This is a genomic window from Spiribacter aquaticus (assembly GCF_007625215.1).
GTDB lineage: Bacteria > Pseudomonadota > Gammaproteobacteria > Nitrococcales > Nitrococcaceae > Spiribacter > Spiribacter roseus.
Genome location: NZ_VMKP01000004.1, coordinates 129,012 through 146,156 on the forward strand (window position 1 = coordinate 129,012; position 17,145 = coordinate 146,156).

General features: G+C 65.0%; 15 protein-coding genes. 6 read left to right on the forward strand and 9 right to left on the reverse strand.

Annotated elements, in window-relative coordinates; translation table 11 throughout:
- Nucleotides 1-12 precede the first annotated feature (12 nt).
- On the reverse strand, nucleotides 13-897 hold the full coding sequence (locus tag FPL11_RS09465; RefSeq protein ID WP_157809094.1) for a hypothetical protein: 885 nt from the start codon (nucleotides 895-897) through the stop codon (nucleotides 13-15).
- Nucleotides 898-947: 50 nt separating this feature from the next.
- Nucleotides 948-1,400 carry a DUF423 domain-containing protein gene (locus FPL11_RS09470; RefSeq protein ID WP_144348388.1) on the reverse strand — a complete coding sequence of 151 codons (453 nt, stop codon included), beginning with the start codon at nucleotides 1,398-1,400 and terminating at the stop codon, nucleotides 948-950.
- A gap of 44 nt (nucleotides 1,401-1,444) precedes the next feature.
- Here FPL11_RS09470 and FPL11_RS09475 point away from each other — a divergent pair, with 44 nt between their 5' ends.
- Nucleotides 1,445-2,323 carry a YihY/virulence factor BrkB family protein gene (locus tag FPL11_RS09475; protein ID WP_144348389.1) on the forward strand — a complete coding sequence of 293 codons (879 nt, stop codon included), beginning with the start codon at nucleotides 1,445-1,447 and terminating at the stop codon, nucleotides 2,321-2,323.
- Here the strand turns inward: FPL11_RS09475 and FPL11_RS09480 are convergent.
- Nucleotides 2,298-2,636 carry an Hpt domain-containing protein gene (locus FPL11_RS09480; RefSeq protein ID WP_110882626.1) on the reverse strand — a complete coding sequence of 113 codons (339 nt, stop codon included), beginning with the start codon at nucleotides 2,634-2,636 and terminating at the stop codon, nucleotides 2,298-2,300. The two genes, FPL11_RS09475 and FPL11_RS09480, sit on opposite strands and share 26 nt — an antisense overlap.
- Before the next feature lie 95 nt (nucleotides 2,637-2,731).
- Between FPL11_RS09480 and FPL11_RS09485 the strand changes: the two genes are divergently transcribed.
- From FPL11_RS09485 to FPL11_RS09505, 5 genes are read left to right on the forward strand one after another with little or no spacing between them, the layout of a single operon-like run.
- Nucleotides 2,732-4,795, forward strand: a complete 2,064-nt coding sequence (locus tag FPL11_RS09485; RefSeq protein ID WP_144348390.1) for a putative bifunctional diguanylate cyclase/phosphodiesterase — start codon at nucleotides 2,732-2,734, stop codon at nucleotides 4,793-4,795.
- Nucleotides 4,795-5,919 carry an FIST signal transduction protein gene (locus FPL11_RS09490; RefSeq protein WP_144348391.1) on the forward strand — a complete coding sequence of 375 codons (1,125 nt, stop codon included), beginning with the start codon at nucleotides 4,795-4,797 and terminating at the stop codon, nucleotides 5,917-5,919. Before FPL11_RS09485 ends, FPL11_RS09490 begins: the two co-directional genes overlap by 1 nt.
- The gene (locus FPL11_RS09495; protein ID WP_144348392.1) at nucleotides 5,916-8,042 is read left to right on the forward strand and encodes a response regulator; all 2,127 of its coding nucleotides are present in this window, start codon (nucleotides 5,916-5,918) and stop codon (nucleotides 8,040-8,042) included. The genes FPL11_RS09490 and FPL11_RS09495 overlap by 4 nt, the downstream gene beginning before the upstream one ends.
- Nucleotides 8,029-8,541 (forward strand): putative pterin-binding protein, encoded by a 513-nt coding sequence (locus FPL11_RS09500; RefSeq protein ID WP_144348393.1) that lies wholly within the window; start codon nucleotides 8,029-8,031, stop codon nucleotides 8,539-8,541. The genes FPL11_RS09495 and FPL11_RS09500 overlap by 14 nt, the downstream gene beginning before the upstream one ends.
- 20 nt (nucleotides 8,542-8,561) lie before the next feature.
- Nucleotides 8,562-10,343: an ATP-binding protein gene (locus tag FPL11_RS09505; protein ID WP_144348394.1), complete on the forward strand. Its 1,782-nt coding sequence runs from the start codon at nucleotides 8,562-8,564 to the stop codon at nucleotides 10,341-10,343.
- Here the strand turns inward: FPL11_RS09505 and FPL11_RS09510 are convergent.
- From FPL11_RS09510 to urtA, 6 genes are read right to left on the reverse strand one after another with little or no spacing between them, the layout of a single operon-like run.
- Nucleotides 10,324-11,322 carry a helix-turn-helix transcriptional regulator gene (locus tag FPL11_RS09510; RefSeq protein WP_144348395.1) on the reverse strand — a complete coding sequence of 333 codons (999 nt, stop codon included), beginning with the start codon at nucleotides 11,320-11,322 and terminating at the stop codon, nucleotides 10,324-10,326. The two genes, FPL11_RS09505 and FPL11_RS09510, sit on opposite strands and share 20 nt — an antisense overlap.
- A 52-nt stretch (nucleotides 11,323-11,374) precedes the next feature.
- Nucleotides 11,375-12,064 carry an urea ABC transporter ATP-binding subunit UrtE gene (gene urtE, locus FPL11_RS09515; RefSeq protein WP_144348396.1) on the reverse strand — a complete coding sequence of 230 codons (690 nt, stop codon included), beginning with the start codon at nucleotides 12,062-12,064 and terminating at the stop codon, nucleotides 11,375-11,377.
- Between the two features lie 3 nt (nucleotides 12,065-12,067).
- Nucleotides 12,068-12,904 carry an urea ABC transporter ATP-binding protein UrtD gene (urtD, locus tag FPL11_RS09520; protein WP_110882618.1) on the reverse strand — a complete coding sequence of 279 codons (837 nt, stop codon included), beginning with the start codon at nucleotides 12,902-12,904 and terminating at the stop codon, nucleotides 12,068-12,070.
- A complete protein-coding gene (urtC, locus tag FPL11_RS09525; protein ID WP_110882617.1) occupies nucleotides 12,901-14,031 on the reverse strand; it encodes an urea ABC transporter permease subunit UrtC in 1,131 nt (376 codons plus the stop codon). Before urtC ends, urtD begins: the two co-directional genes overlap by 4 nt.
- A 3-nt stretch (nucleotides 14,032-14,034) precedes the next feature.
- On the reverse strand, nucleotides 14,035-15,651 hold the full coding sequence (gene urtB, locus FPL11_RS09530; protein WP_144348397.1) for an urea ABC transporter permease subunit UrtB: 1,617 nt from the start codon (nucleotides 15,649-15,651) through the stop codon (nucleotides 14,035-14,037).
- Nucleotides 15,652-15,703: 52 nt separating this feature from the next.
- The gene (gene urtA, locus FPL11_RS09535) at nucleotides 15,704-17,020 is read right to left on the reverse strand and encodes an urea ABC transporter substrate-binding protein (protein WP_186295119.1); all 1,317 of its coding nucleotides are present in this window, start codon (nucleotides 17,018-17,020) and stop codon (nucleotides 15,704-15,706) included.
- Between the last annotated feature and the right edge of the window lie 125 nt (nucleotides 17,021-17,145).

Sequence of the window (17,145 nt, forward strand, 5' to 3'; positions counted from 1 at the left end):
GGATGGACGCGGCTAGTCCCGCATTGCCTGCACCGCCATCGCGGCGTTGGCCCGTGCCCCCGAGGTGGCCAGCAGCTGGCGGGGTAGATCGGGCATCCGCCGGCCGAGCCTTGCCGGAACACTGGCCCGGTAGCAGCACTGCCCCGCCTCGGTCACCGACCAGGCACCGATATGCGGGGCACCGGTGGCGGTCTCCCACTCCTGTTGGTTGAGCGCATCGCAGTAGGCGGCCAGCGCCTCCGCATCGGTATCGGTGGCGGGCATTTCAAGGCGATACTCAAGCCCGCGGCCAACGCGGGCATTGTTGCCCTGCACGGCGATTCCGATTCTTGCCCCGCGAACGCCAGGCCATCCCAGGGGCTGCGCCCACAGGCTGTCGGCCGTGCGTCGTAGCACGCGCCAGCCGTCGGTCTCGGTGGGGCGGATGCCCTGGATGCTATTGCGCCAGACGCCCATGCCGGCACGCGCCAGGGTGCGTTCGCCGGCAACGCAGTCGACGAACAGGTGCCCCCCGGCGTCCGTGACCGCAAGGCGCACCAGGTGGCGCCCGGTGGCCGACCATGGCACCTCACTGTCAATGCAGATGCGACTGCCGAGAACCACCGCTTCAACGCCGCCGGGCGCGCGTGACTGCACGGCACCGATCGCGCACTGGGGGTTGAGCCGATAGGCGCGCATACGCGGATTGGAGGGCGCGGTAATATTGCCGTTGAGCGTGGTGCTGACGTCAACGGCCGGATAGCGGACGCCGGCATCCACGCCCACGCCGTGAACCCGCCGCAGTCTGATGTCACTGCTGGTCTGCTCGCGCTGGACCTGGAGCATGCGGTCGTTCATCGCAACGCGGGTGTCGGGCTCGCGCTCCAGCAGTTCGGCCAGTTCTTCAAGCAGTGCCAAGCCGGAATCAACCATGAGCGACAGGCAGGCTGACGGTTCTCATCGCCGGTTTACCGGGCCTTCCAGCCCGCCCAGATCAGGGCAAGCCAGGCGCCCATCAGCAGCGTACCCCCCACCGGTGTGAGATACGTGATGGCCATGACGTCGAGGGAGACCGCCAGGTAGATACTGCCGCTGAAAAGCACCGTGCCCACCACCATCAGCCACGCGGCAATCTGCACACGCCCGCGGGTGGCGTCGGCAAGCGGCAGGCCCAGGCCGAAGGCGAGCGCCAGCAGAGCCACCGCATGGACCTGGTTGTAGCGCACCCCGGTCATCAGATAACGGAAGTATTCCGCGTCCACCGCCGGGCGGATGGTATGTTCGGCGATGGCCCCGAAAGCCACCGACACAAGCCCGATAAGACCAGCCAGTAAAAGAAAGACACGCACTGAGTATTCCCCTCGACGCCTGAACGGGATGGTGGGTTTGTCGTCCGTGCCGGGTATGATACCGACGTCCATGCGAAAATTCCCGAAGCCGGCAATCGATGGCGGAATCCGCGACCATGCCCCTTAAAACCGTCAGCAAGAACGCCCTGCGGGTCATCCTCGAGGCCGGCCGACTCTGGCAGTCGCACAACGCCCTCGGCAGTGCCGGTGCCCTCGCGTTCTACACGCTCTTCTCGCTCGCCCCCATTCTGATCCTGATGATCGCCGGAGCCGGTATGGTGCTGGGACCCGAGGCGGCGCAGACGCGTATCGTCGCGCAGGTGCAGGCGCTGATCGGTCCCGAAGCCGCTCAGGCGGCCCGCGAAATGGTGGCGCAGGTGCGCATCCAGCGCGGCGGCTGGCTGCCCACCCTGGCGGGGCTGGCGGCGATGGCGGCGGGCGCGACCGCGGTGTTCGCCCAGCTGCAGCGCTCGCTGAACGCCATCTGGGAAGTGCCGCCGCAGGCCACGCGCCGCCGGCAGCTGCTGGTGCTGGTCCGTCACCGGCTGGTGTCACTGGTCATCGTGGCCCTGTTCGGGCTGAGCTTCCTGATCTCGCTGGCCTCGTCGGTGGCGCTGAAGGCCATCGCGCATTTCGCGTCCGACTGGCTGGCGTTTGACATCAGCCTGATCGCCCCGCTGGAGGCGGCGTTCACGGTATTGCTGATGACGCTGTTGTTTGCCGCCATGTTCCGGTTTCTGCCCGACACCCGGATGGCGTGGCGCGACGTCCTGCCCGGCGCGCTGATCACCGCCGTGCTGTTCATGCCGGGTCGGCAGCTGATGGCCACCTATCTGACGCTCACGGCACCGGGGTCAGCCTATGGCGCCGCCGGCTCGCTGGTGGTTCTGCTGTTGTGGATCTATGGCTCGGCCCTGATCCTGCTGTTTGGTGCGACGCTGACGCGGGCCATGCAGCTGTGGACGCCCCTCAGCGCGGCGACTCGAGCGAATTGATCGCGGATTGCAGCGCTGCGGCCAATTCCTCGATGAGCGCCTCATCGAGCTCGCCGTCGCCCGATTTAAGGCGCCGGTCCACCGCGGTCGCACTGGCTTCGAGACGTTTCGCGCCCACCGATCCCGCTGATCCCTTCAGTGAGTGCACCTGCCGGGCGACCGCCTCATCGGGCTCGCCGCGCAGGTGATCGGGCAACGCCGCAAAGTCATCCCTGAGCTGTTGATGGAATACGGCCAGCACCGATTCATACAGCGCCGCGTCGCCATCCACACAGGCCAGCCCCGCTTCGCGATCGAAATCTTCGGAAAACATATGCTTGGCGTACCCTTCTGCGTCCACGGCGTATTACAACGTCCTTCGCCGAGTTTACACTACCCGAGATCACTAGCGCCCGACGGGAAAATTTGATGCTGCGCCCACAGACAATCCTGATCGTGGATGATGACCCCACCATCCAGCTGATGACCTCAGCCGGTCTGACCAAGAATGGCTATATCATCCAGCAGGCCGACAATGCCGATCAGGCGCTCGCCTCGATGCAGACGGATGCGCCGGATCTGGTGCTGGCGAGCGTCAACCTGCCGGGCCGCGACGGGTTCGCGTTCATCGAAACGGTCCGCCTCGGGCAGGCCGGCCCGGCCAACCGCGATGTACCGATCCTGATCCTGACCGCCCTGGATGACACGCCGTCCATACACCGGGCATTCACCGTCGGCGCGACCGATTTCATCACTAAGCCGGTCAACCTGGCGCTGCTCATCGAACGGGTCAAATACGCCCTTGCGGCCGCGGAACGGGCCCAGGCGCTGGCCGACGCCCAGATCGAGCAGGCCACCGCCTGCCGGATGGCACGGCTCGGCTTCTGGCGCTACGACCCGGCGACGGGGCATCTGCAGTGGTCGGCCGAGGCGGCCGATCTGCTCGAATGCGAGGGATTGCCGGCCAGCCGCGAGGCGCTGATTGAAAGGACGGCCGACAACGACCGTTACCGGTTGGAGGCGGCCCTTGACTCGGCCATCGCTGGCGGCCGCGGCGTCGACGTCGAGTTCACCCTGTGGCTGCGCGACGACCAGCCGACCATCCTGCGACTGCAGAGTGAGGGCGGCGCCGGCCCGTCGTGGCTGATTGGCGCCTTTCAGGATGTGACCGCGCTGCGCGCTTTCGAGGATCGGGCGCGCTACCTCGCCGAATACGACGAACTCACCGACCTTCCACGGCGACGCCTGTTCAACCGACTGCTCGGCGACCGCATCCGTCAGCACGGCCGGCAACGCTGGTCGATCACGGCCATCGGCCTCACCGGACTGAGTCGGGTCAATACGCTGTTGGGCATCAACGCGGGGGATCAGGTCGTTGCCACTTTCGCCCAGCGTCTCAAGGAGATCCTTCCCCGCAATGCGCTGGTGGGACGGCTGGAGATCGACACCTTCGTGGTCGCCGCGCCGGTCGCGGCCGTCGATGGGCCGGCCGACACCCATGAACAATGGCTGGCGCCGCTGGCCCGTTCGCTGTCCGTGGCCGGCGAAGAGGTGTTTGTGGACTTCTCCGCCGGCACCAGCCTCCACCCGGATGATGCCAGCGACGCTGACACGCTCATCAGTCACGCGCAGCAGGCCCAACAGTTCAGTCGCAGCCGTCGCGGCCAACCCCGCGTGGTGTTCTATCGGGACATTGGCGCGATGGATGAAACCGGCGTGCTGAGCCTTGAGAGCGATATCCGCAAAGCCCTGGGCCAGGCCCAGTTCTTTCTCGTCTACCAGCTCCAGCAACCTCTCAGCGGTGCGCGTTTCAACGGGGTGGAGGCGCTGCTGCGCTGGCGTCACCCCGTCCATGGGGTGATCCCGCCGGCCCGCTTCATCCCCCTGCTTGAGGAAAACGGGCTGATCGCGGAGGTCGGCGAGTGGGTGCTCGATGAGGCCTGTCGGCAGCTGGCGATCTGGCATGAATCAGACACAGGACTGGTGATGGGCGTGAATATTTCGGCTCAGCAGTTCGAGCGCGGGGACCTTGCCGAGCGCATCACCCGCATCGCCCGTCGCCACCACATCGATCCACGGACGCTCGAGCTCGAGATCACCGAAAGCATGGCCATGCAGGACCCGGATGCCAGCCAACGCACCCTCGAGAAACTCCGTGCGGCGGGATTCCGGCTTGCCATCGATGATTTCGGGACGGGTCACTCGTCGTATGAATCGCTACTGCGGTTTCCGATGGATACGCTCAAGATCGACCGCAGCTTTATTGAGGCGGTGGCCGATGATCCGCGTAACCGCTCGGTGATCCGTTCGATGACGCTGCTGGCCGATGGGCTCGGGCTGAAGACCGTTGCTGAGGGGGTCGAGACCCAGCGCCAGCGCGACTACCTGCATGCCCTTGAAATCGATGCCATCCAGGGGTTCCTGATCCATCGGCCCATGGAAGCAGACGCCTGTGCCGGTCTACTGGCCGCCCTGTCAGAGGAGGAGGACTGATGCACGTCGAATTTGATCCCACCGGCACGGTGACGGGCCTTGGCGAGGCCATCAATCGGCTCCACACCGACCCGACCGTGCGCGCCGCGCTGGTGTTTGCCGCGGATGGCAACGACCTGCCGGCCGGGGCGATGAACGACGCCATCAGCGCTTCGCCGCTGCCCTTGCTGGGGGGGATTTTCCCGGCCATTGCCTATGCCAGCAAAAGCCACGAACAGGGTACCCTGGTGGTGGGCCTTGATCACCTTCCGGACTACGGTGTCATCGACACCCTGAGCGCGCCCGACACGGCGTTCGAGCCGGCCATCTCAGCCTTCGCGGACACCTGGCCCGACGAGCCCCACGACGCCACCTACCTGGTGGTGGTCGATGGCCTGGCCGCCCGCACCAGCGACCTGATCGAGGCGCTTTTCTTCAGTCTTGGCCTCGAGCACAACTTTATCGGCGGGGGCGCCGGCTCACTGAGCCTGCAACAGTCGCCCTGCATCATCACCCCTGAAGGGCTGCATGCCGACAGTGCCCTCATAGCCCGGCTGGCGCTGCCCAGTGCCATTGGCGTCAGTCATGGCTGGCAGCCCATCAGCGAGACCATGACCGTCACCGAAAGTGAGGGCAATCGGGTCAGGACCATCGACTGGCAGCCGGCGGCCGAACTCTATGCCCGCGAGGTCTTCGCCCACGGGGGCGAGCGGATTGACGCGGATAACTTCTTCTCGATCGCCAAATCCTATCCGCTGGGCATCGCGCGCTACGGCGCGGAGGTGGTGGTCCGCGACCCGCTGATGATGAATGACGCGGGCGAGATCGTCTGTGTGGGTGAAGTGCCCGCCGGCTGTCGCATCCGGCTGCTCAATGGCGACATGGATACCCTGCTCACCGCGGCCGGTGATGCGCGGAGCGAGGCCACCACGGCGCACCCGCAGCGCTCCATCGACACTGCCCTGCTCTTTGACTGCATCTCACGGGTGCTGTTTCTGGATGCCGACCTGAGCCGGGAACTGGATGCCGTGGGGGGCGGTGCGCCGGTCCACGGCGCGTTCACCCTGGGCGAGATCGCCAACAGCGGGCGCGACTATCTTGACTTCCTCAATAAAAGCATCGTCTACGCGATCCTCGATCGATGAACGACCGGATGCGCTCATCCCACACCCACGGCATCCCCGAATCGGATCTGCTCTACGAGATCTCGATCTCCATCGGTCAGAGTCTCAAGCTCGACGAGATGCTCACCGAGAGCCTGCGGAAGATGCTGCGCATCCTCAACTGCGTGAGCGGCTGCGTGCTGCAGTACACGCCGTCAGCCGCCGCGGACGATCCTGGTTCATCCATGCTGGAGTGGCGCTATTCACTGGCATTGCCGCGCACGCTGACCCGACAGTCCGATTTCCAGCAGCTCATCGACTGGCTGGAACTCCCCGATCGGGACACTGCGCTGCCCCGCCTGACTGAGCGTCTGCCCGCCCGTCTCCCCAATCGCGCCGGCGACGGCGAGGACTATGTCCTGGATCTGCCGAATTTCGGGATCCTGCTGCTGCGGCGGCGCGGTAGCGGTTTTACGCACAGCCTGCTGATGTCGCTGGCAGGGCTGATGGAAAAACTCGCCACTGCCGCCCGGGCCTGCCTGTACGAAAGCGAACTGCAGTACCAGATCGACCAGGCGCAGGCGGCGAGCCGCGCGAAGAGCCAATTCCTGGCGAATATGAGCCACGAAATCCGGACCCCCATGAATGGCGTGCTCGGGATGCTCGATCTGCTGGCGGAGACGCCACTGCAGACCGACCAGCGCCAGTACATCGATCTGGCCCGCAACAGCGCCGATCACCTGCTTGAAATCGTCAACCTGGTCCTTGATCTGTCGAAAGTCGAGGCCGACAAGCTCGAACTCCGCCCGCAGAACTGCGATCTCCCGACCCTGATCGGTCAGATCGTCCAGGCGCATACCCCCCGGGCCCTGACCCGTGGGGTCCGCCTGTACTGCACCCTCGACCCGCAACTGCCCCGATGGCTGATGCTGGACCCGATGCGTCTGCAGCAGATCATCGACAACCTGCTCAGTAATGCGTTGAAGTTCACCGATGAGGGCCATGTCGAACTGAGCGTCGGGATGGCGACGGCGCGCGGCCCGGGTACGGATGGCGTGCTGCCGGTCGCGTTAACGGTCTCGGATACCGGGGTCGGCATTTCGCCCCATCGCCAGCGCCATGTGTTCGATGCGTTTGAACAGGCCAGCAATGCCAATGACCGCCCGTTCGAAGGCACCGGGCTGGGGCTCGCCATTACCCGGCAACTGACTCAGTTGATGGGCGGCCAGATCACGATGACCAGTGAGGAAGGTCGAGGGACGGTCATGCGCGTCGACCTGCCCCTCCGCCCGGCGGATGCACCACAGGAAGAGGCCGGCGGCGCCAGCGAGCCGAAGGGACGGCTCGTTCTGATCATCGATGATGACCCCCGAGACCGCGCTCTGGCGCGGACCCTGCTCGAAACCCTCGGGGTCGAGGCGGTGGAAGCCCGCGACATCGGCGGGGCGGCCGCTGCCGCCCGCTCAGCATTCGATCTGGTCCTCATGGATGTCCGGCTGAGTGCGATGGCCGATGCCGACAACGCCCTCGGACCGATCCGCGCCCTGCAGACCGCCGGCACGCCCCTACGGCTGGTCACCGGCACGCTGGATGCGGAGGCGGCCCGACAGGCGGACCGGTTGGGGGTGCCACAACCGCTGACCAAGCCGCTGTCACTGCAGACGCTCCGGACGCTACTGCGGGCATCCGCCCCGGGCCCGGCGCAATCCCCCGGGTCAGCTGAAAGTCGCGATCAGCGCCTCGCCGGCCTGCATGTCCTGCTGGCCGAAGACAACTCGGTCAACCGGTTGCTGGCCGAGAAGCTGCTCGAGAAAAATGCCCTGTCGTTCGAGACCGCCACCAATGGTGAGGAGACCGTGGCGCGCTTTCAGGAAGCGCGGTTTGACGTCATTCTCATGGACATCATGATGCCCGGCATGGATGGCGTTGAGGCAGCGCGTCATATCCGGGACCTGGAGCGGCAGGCGCAACGCCCGCACACCCCCATCGTGGCCGTGACCGCCAATGCCATGCAGGGCGATCAGGCGCATTACGCTGCGGCGGGGATGGAGGGCTATGTCACCAAGCCGCTCAATGCCGACCGGCTCAAGGCCGAGATCGACCGGGTCTGTCAGGCGGCAGCCGGTCGCCCAACCGAGGAGGAGACTTCCAATGACCCGATCTAGATCCACCGCCGCACTGATCGGCATCCTGGCGCTGCTGGGCCTCTGGAGCGCCCCCGCCAGCGCCCTGGAGGCGCCGGAAGGCCGGGCCATCCTCACGGTGAGTGGGGATATCGGCACCACCAACCAGGGCGATCAGGCGGTATTCGACGCCGCGATGCTCGCCGAACTCGAGGGTCGGACACTGGAAACCGAAACGCCCTGGCATGAGGGCGTCAGAACCTTCAGCGGCCCGCTCGCCCGGGCGGTGCTGGAGGCGGTGGACGCTGGCGGTGAACAGGTCACCGCAATCGCCCTTAACGACTACAGCGCCGAAATCCCGGTCAGCAACTTCCGCGACTATGACGTCATCCTCGCCACCCACAAGGACGGCGAGCGCATGAGTGTGCGCGAGCGCGGGCCGATCTTTGTCATCTACCCGTTCGATCGCCACCCGGAACTCCACCGGGAGACCATCTACGGACGTTCGGTCTGGCAGGTCAATCGGCTTCGCGTCGAATAGACGCCGGGCAGGGTGCTCATGTGGGCCTGACGTTCCATAAACGCTTCTCGACCCTGATCGCGCTGGGCGTGCTGTTCTTTGCCCTGATGGCGGTCGGGGTGATGATGCTGCAGAAACAGCGGGCGATCGACGACGTGCTCCTCGAGGATGCGGTCTGGGCCACGTTCCAGCTCGACCGCGAACTGAAGAGTCTGCGGATTTCGCTGCTGAGTGCGACGCCCGCGACGATTGCCGACGTCAAGCTCAACTACGACATCCTCTACAGCCGCATCAATGTCCTCGAGCGCGGTCAGGTGGCCGACCTGATTCAGTCGGTCGAGGTTCGCGAGAGCAACATCAACGCCCTGCTCGAGCGCATCAAGTCACTTGACGAGCGGATCAGTGCGTTGAGCGCAGAGAATCTCGGCGAGCGCCGGGAACCGCTTCTGGCAACGCTGCGGCAGATCCAGACCGGTACGCGGGATCTCATCCTCTCAACCAATCGGCATTTTGCCGGCGAGCGCCAGAAAAGCCGTGAAGGGCAGATCCGGATGATTCAGACGGTGCTGGTTCTTGCCGCATTGGCAATGCTGGCCGGTCTGCTTCTGGTCCGACAGCTGCGCCGTCAGCGCACCTCGCTGGAGGCCTCCAACCGCGAGCTGGAGGCGGCTCGGGCCGAGGCCGAGCAGGCGAGCCAGGCCAAGACGGAGTTCCTGGCGGTTATCAGTCATGAGGTGCGCACGCCGCTGAACGGCATTTTCGGCCTGACCGACATGATCCAGCAGGAGCTCACTCCGCAGTCCCGCGCCTATCGCTATCTGCAGACGCTGCGGGCCAGTGCGGATGCCGTTTTCACGGTGGTCAACGACATCCTCGATTACTCGCGCATTCGCGCGGGCAAACTCGCCCTGACGCCCCGGCCATTCTGTCTGGATGACTTCCTCGAGACCCTCTGCCGGGGCTACCGGATCCAGGCCCAGAGCGCTCCAGTGGCTTTCCGCTGCGATTATCCCGAAGCGCTGGGTGACGTCCGCGGCGATCCCGATCGGCTGCGCCAGGTACTGATGAACCTGCTCAACAACGCCTTCAAGTTCACCGAACGCGGTCATGTCGCGCTGACCGTCGAGGCCGAGCCAGCCACCGATCACGTTGATCTGCGCTTTCATGTGACCGACACCGGCTGCGGGATCCGTCCCGAGGATCAGGCAACGCTTTTTCAGCCCTTCTCCCAGGTCGACACATCGCTGACCCGGGCCCATGAGGGCTCAGGGCTGGGACTGGTGATCAGTCGCGAGCTGATCGAGCAGATGGGCGGTGCGATCCACATTGACAGTGAGCTGAACCAGGGCAGCCACTTTGCGGTGCACCTGCGACTGCCGATCGTCGTTTCATCGACACCGCAGGCCTCGCCGGCTGACCCGCTCGTCCCCGGTGCGGAAGCGACCCGAACCGGCCGGATCCTGGTGGTGGAGGACAACCCGGTCAATCAGCTGGTGGCGCGCGAGATGCTCTCGAACCTGGGGCATTCCGTCGTCGTGGTTGAAAATGGTCGCGAGGCGCTCGATCAATTCGCAGCCGAGACCTTTGATCTGATGATCATGGACATGCAGATGCCGGTCATGGATGGGCTTGAGGCCACACGCCGGCTGCGGGCGCAGGGTGCGACACTGCCGATCATCGCCATGACCGCGAATGCCCTGGGTGAGGACGAGCAGCGCTGTCTGGATGCGGGCATGCAGGCGGTGGTCAAAAAGCCGGTCAATGTCGGCGAACTGAGCGCCACGCTCCAGCGCCATCTGCCGGTCAGCCCGGATAGCGGCTGAGCGCGCGGGCAAGCCGGTCGGCGATGTCACCGCGAAGCGCCGGCGGGCCGTTGACTTCGACCTGATCCCCCAACCCCAGTAACCACCAGCGCAGCTGGGCGGTATCAGCAACTCGAGCGGTCAGGCGGATGCGCCCGTCATCGGTGTCCTCCAGCTGCTGGGTCTCGCTGAGCGGTGTCTCTTCCAGATGGACCGCCGTGGCAGGCTCCAGCAACAGTTCCAGGGCCAGGGGCTCGGCGCTCAGCTGAAAATCCAGGGCACCGGCGCGCACATACGCCATCAGATCAAAATCCGCCGGTCGCTCGACCGCCTCCGCGCAGGCACTTGCCGATTGCATGCGGTGCAGCGCCATCTGCACCACCCCATCGCGGCCGGTGCGCGTGCAGATCAGATACACCACGCCATCCCGAAAAACGATCCCCAGCGGATGCAGACGATAATCGCGGACCGCCCCGTCGTAGCGGCGCTGGTAGCGGGCGTCCAGTTGCCGGTCATTGAACAGGGCGGCGTACACCGTCTCGAGAATGTCTGGATCGATGTTCGGCGCAATCAGGGTCTGCCCCCGCGGCACCACATGAATCTTGTCCGGCCAGGTGCGCACCGGGCTGGCGGTATCGGCCAGGACATCGGCGGCACGCTGCAGATAGGGCTCGAGCGCATTCAGGGTCGCCGGCGCCATGAGCTGACCCGAGAAATGCTCGGCGAGTTTGAAGGCGAGCGCCGTCTGCGGCTCCATACCGGGGATGTCGAGCTGGATGGCGTCGCGATCCCAGGACCAGCCATGGGGCCGCGAGCGGTCGTCCAGCGACAGGCCGAACAGCTCGCCCGAGAGTCGCAGCAGATCCCGCTGCACGGTGCGCTCGGTGGTGGGGTAGCCCTGATCGGCCAGGCGATCACGCAGCGCCTGCGCGGTGATCTTGCGCGGATAGCGCGGTATGTGCCGAAGCATGAGCCATTGACGTAACAGGGTGTCGGTCATCGCGATTCCGTCCGTGAATCGGTTTCTGCCTACCTACCCTAACGCCAATCGGCTACACCGTCAGGTAGCGCTGGACAAGATCGTCCTCCAGCTCGTCCATACGGCCGTCCGCCACCGAACGGCCACGATCGAGGATGACGAAGTGATCCGCGGTGCGACGGGCGAAGGGCAGCTTCTGCTCGACCAACAGCACGGTCATCGCCTGATCGCGGTTCAACCGCTGAATCACGTCACCGATCTCGCGGACGATATTGGGCTGAATGCCCTCAGTGGGCTCATCGAGGATCAGCAGCCGGGGCTCCAGACACAATGCCCGCCCAATTGCCAGCTGCTGCTGTTGCCCGCCGGAAAGATCACCACCCCGGCGGTGGCGCATATCATGGAGCACCGGAAACAGCTCGTGGACGAGCGTCGGGATGTCACGGCGGCCCACCGAGGTCCGGGCGACCCGCAGGTTCTCTTCCACGCTGAGCAGGGGGAAGATCTCGCGGCCCTGGGGGACATAACCGATGCCCCCACGGGCGCGCTGCTCGGCGGGTCGCGACTCGATGCGGCGACCATCGAACTCGATCTCTCCGGATGCTGCCGGCAGCAGGCCCATCACCGTCTTGAGCACCGTGGTCTTGCCGACGCCGTTCCGGCCCATCAGGCAGGTACAGCCCTGGGCCGGGACCTCGCAGTCCACATCCCAGAGGGTATGGCTCTCGCCGTAGTACTGATTCAGCTTGCGTATCGACAGCATGCCCTACTCTCCGAGATACACCTCGACCACGCGGGGGTCGGCCTGGACGGCATCCATGGACCCCTCGGCAAGGACCGAGCCCTGGTGCAGGACGGTGACCGTACGGGCAATGGAGCGCACAAAGTCCATGTCATGCTCGACCACCACCACCGAGTGGCGACCCGCAAGACGCTGCAGCAGCTCGCCGGTGCGGTCCATTTCCTGATGCGTCATGCCGGCGACCGGCTCATCGACCAGCAGCACCTGGGGGTTCTGCATGAGCAGCATGCCGATCTCCAGCCATTGCTTCTGGCCGTGGGAGAGCTGCCCGGCACGCGAATGCCCGGCCGACTGCAGCCCGATCTCGGTGAGCACTGAATCGATACGATCCCGCGACTCGCCGTCGAGATGCTGGCGCAGTGTCGACCAGACACCGCGCGGGCCGGCCATGGCCAGTTCCAGGTTCTCGACCACCCGATGCTCGGGGAATACCGTCGGTTTCTGGAATTTCCGGCCGATCCCGGCACGACTGATGTCGGTCTCCTGCATGCGCAGCAGATCCAGGCGCTGGCCCAGCCACGCCTGCCCCTGATCGGGCCGGATGCGGCCGGTGATGACGTCCATCATGGTGCTCTTGCCGGCGCCATTGGGCCCGATGATGCAGCGCAGCTCGCCGACATCGATGTACAGGGTCAGGGCATCCAGCGCCCTGAACCCGTCGAAGCTGACGGTGACGTCCTCGAGATAGAGGATCGGGCCGTGGCGGGTATCGACGCGCCCCGCCTCGAGGGGGTCCGGCATCATGAAGTCGAACACCCGATCCCGGCGCATGACCTCGCGCGGTCTGTCCAGCAGGCTCATGAGCGGTCCTCCCGGCGCCTGAAAAGGCCCACCAGTCCACGCGGGAAAAACAGGGTGACCGCGACGAACAGCCCGCCCAGGGCGAACAGCCAGAGCTCGGCGATCATCGCCGTCAACAGCGTCTGGGCGTAATTGACCAGCGCGCCCCCCAGTGCCGCGCCGTACAGCGTGCCGCGGCCGCCCACCGCCACCCAAACCACGATCTCAATCGAGTTGAGCGGCGAGAATTCGCTCGGATTGATGATCCCCACCTGGGGGACATAAAGCGCCCCGGCCAGTCCGGCCAGCATCGCCGAGAGCGTCCAGATCCAGAGTTTGTAGTGATCGGTGCGATAGCCCAGCGAGCGTGTGCGTGGCTCGGCATCGCGCACGGCACGGACGACACGGCCGGCCCGCGAGCGGACCACCCTGCGACAGAGCAGATAGGCCAGTCCAAGCGCGAGCGCTGAGGCCACGAACAGCGCCAGGCGTGTCTGGGGATCGGAGAGGCTGAACCCCAGGATATCCTTGAAGTCGGTCAGGCCGTTGTTGCCGCCGAAGCCCATCTCATTGCGGAAAAACGCCAGCATGAGGGCATAGGTCATCGCCTGGCTGATGATGGACAGATACACCCCGGTGACGCGCGAACGGAACGCGAGCCAGCCAAAGATGAAGCCGAACACGCCGGGCACCAGCAGGACCATCAGCGCGGCAAACCAGAACTGGTCGAAGCCGTACCAGAACCACGGCAACTGCTCCCAACCCAGAAAGACCATGAAATCCGGCAGCACCGGATCGCCATAGACCCCGCGGTCGCCGATCTGGCGCATCAGGTACATGCCCATGGCATACCCACCCAGGGCAAAGAACGCACCATGCCCCAGGCTGAGAATGCCCGCATAGCCCCACACCAGATCGAGGGCCAGCGCCAGCAGGGCGAAGCACAGATAGCGGCCGAGCAGATTGACGGTGTAGTCGCTCACATGAAACGGCGACGACGGCGATACCCCCTGGTTGAGGATCGGTATCACGACAATCAGTACCGCGAGCGCACCCAGCAGTATCCGGCCACCCATGTCGCCATGCAGCAGCCGCCGCCAGGGGCGCTCGGGAATCAGCCGGGTGGCCGAGGATTGCGGGGTCGCCATGCCTCAGCCCTCCGATGCCGCGCGACCACGCTGGGGGAACAGTCCCTGCGGGCGGCGTTGGATGAACAGGATCACGAACACCAGGACCAGCACCTTGGCGAGAACGGCGCCGGTTTCGGGCTCGAGGAATTTATTGAGTACGCCCAGCGACAGCCCACCGACCAGCGTGCCCCAGAGACTGCCGGCGCCCCCGAACACCACCACCAGGAATGAGTCGATGATGTAGGCCTGACCCATATTGGGGCCGACATTGGTGATCTGCGACAGCGCGACACCGGCAAGGCCGGCGACACCCGCCCCCAGGCCAAAGGTCAGTGCATCAATGCGCGATGAACTGACCCCTACGGCCCGCGCCATGGCGCGGTTCTGTGACACCGCCCGCACCTTGAGGCCCAGCGTGGTGCGCTTGAACAGCAACAGCAGCAACCCGAACACCAGAAACGCGAACGCAATCACATAGAGCCGGTTGAGCGTCAGGCTGAGGGCCGCATTGACCTCGATGGCGCCGCTCATCCAATCCGGCGTACTCACCTGGCGGTTGAGTGGCGAGAACACCGTCCGCACCAGCTGCTGGAGGATCAGGCTGATACCGAAGGTGGCGAGCAGCGTCTCGAGCGGCCGCCCGTACAGAAACCGGATGACTCCGCGTTCGATGGCCACGCCAAACGCCCCGGTGACCAGGAAGGCCGCCGGAATCGCGACGAACAGCGAATAATCAATTGCATTGGGCATCAACAGCTGGACCACATAGGTGGTGTAGGCGCCGAGCATGATCAGTTCGCCGTGCGCCATGTTGATGACGCCCATCACCCCGAAGGTGATGGCCAACCCGAAAGCGGCGAGCATGAGGACCGATCCCGCCGACAGACCAAAGAATATCTGCTCGCCCAGTCCCCAGAGATCCCGCCGCTCCTCGATGCCGGTGAGGATCTCAGCGGCACGGGCCTGGACGGCCGGATCGGGGTCGTTTTCCGCCAACCGCCGCACCTCATTGCGCACCCGATTGCGCAGCGAGCCATCCAGTGTTTCCAGCGCTTCCAGCCGGATCGCCGCCTTGGGGGCATCAAGGCGCGCCAGGCCGATGACCAACGACATATCCCGGCGAATCGCATCGACGGGCTCTTCCGCCACGAGGCCCTCCATGCGCTCGGCAATCGCCGGATCGGGGGATTCCAGCAGGCGCTCGACCGCTTCGCTACGCGCCTGGCGATCGGGGCTGGAGAGTCCCGCCAGCGCCAGCATCTTGCGCGCTTCGGTGCGAACTGCGTTGTTGATGCTCACCCGGCGGATTTCGTACTGCGAGGCTTCGCCGACCCGCTCGCCACTGAGCGGATCGGTCACCGCGAATCCCGAATCAAGGCTGTCGGCGATGACGATCTCGCCACCCCCGATCCGAAAGTACAGCCGGCTGTCGAGAAGGGCCTGCAGCACGGGCACTGCCCGCGGGTGGCCACTCTCGGCAATCGTGCGGACCGCCGCTGCCTTGTCATCAAAACTTCCCTCATTGAGCTGGCGCAGACTCGAGACCAGCGCCTCGTCATCCGCCGCTCCGGCGGGCGACGCCGTCAGACCCAGGGCCATGAGCAGACTGACCAGCATGCATCGGGCAAAGCGTTTCATGAATGATCCCTCAAGGCGCTGCCCCACCGGCGGCGGGGCAGCGTCGCCATGGTCAGTCGCCGTAGTCCTGACCTGAACACACGCCGGTCTCGACGTTGTAATTGCCGCAGACCAACGGTGCCCGCCAGCTGGCGATGATGTCGCTGCTCTCGGGGAGATAGTCCGACCAGGCATCACCGGCCACTTCGCCGTTGGTTTCCCATACCACCGAGAACTGCCCATCAGGCTGGATCTCACCGATCATCACCGGCTTGGTGATGTGGTGGTTGGGCATCATGGTGGCGTAGCCGCCGGTGAGATTGGGGACGGTCACGCCGATGATCGCGTCCTGCACCGCTTCAACGTCGGTTGTACCGGCCCGGCGCACGGCCTCGACCCACATGTTGAAGCCGATGTAATGGGCCTCCATCGGATCGTTGGTGACCGCCGAGGTATCATCCTTGAACTCGTGCCACGCCTGGATGAACTCGACGTTCTCCGTGGTCGGCGCGCTCATGAAGTAGTTCCAGGCGGACATGTGACCGACCAGCGGTTCGGTGTCGATCCCGGCAAGCTCCTGCTCACCCACCGAAAAGGCCACCACCGGAATATCCGAGGCGGAAACGCCCTGGTTGGCCAGCTCGGTGTAGAACGGGACGTTGGCGTCACCGTTGATGGTCGAGACGATGGCGGTCTTCTCACCCTGGCCCCCGAAGTCGCGCACATCCGAGACGATGCTCTGCCAGTCGGAATGCCCGAACGGCGTGTAGTTGATCATGATGTCTTCCTCGGCCACCCCGTTATCCATGAGGTACTGCTCGAGGATCTTGTTGGTCGTGCGGGGATAGACATAGTCGGTCCCCAGCAGCGCGAAGCGCTCCACGTCCAGTTCATCCATCAGGTAATCAACCGCCGGAATGGCCTGCTGGTTGGGTGAGGCCCCCAGATAGAACACATTCTCGGAGGATTCCTCGCCCTCATACTGCACCGGGTAGAAGAGCAGCCCGTTGAGCTCTTCGAACACCGGCAGGACGGACTTTCGCGAGACCGATGTCCAGGTGCCGAACACCACGTCAACCTCGTCGTCCGCCAGCAGCTGCCTTGCCTGCTCGGCGAATCGCGGCCAGTCCGAGGCCGGGTCCACGACCACCGGTTCGATTTCGCGGCCAAGCAGGCCGCCGTTCTCGTTCTGCTGCTCGATGAGCATCTCGACGGTTTCCTTGAGGGCCGTCTCACTGATCGCCATCGTGCCGGACAGTGAATGCAGGATGCCGACCTTGATCGGATCCTCCTCCTGGGCCAGTGCGCTGTTGCCTCCCAGGCCAAGCGCCAGAACGCCAGCGGCAAGCGTACTTGCCATGCCGTTATGCAGTCGCTTCTTTGCGTACATGCGTGAACTCCTTTGAAGTGAATCACCAGGCCGACCATCGGCCTGTTCACTGGATAGCAATTAACGTGCCAGCTGTTCGGGCTACCGCCCGGCAGGCGTCAACCGGTGTCGCATGCGCCACACTG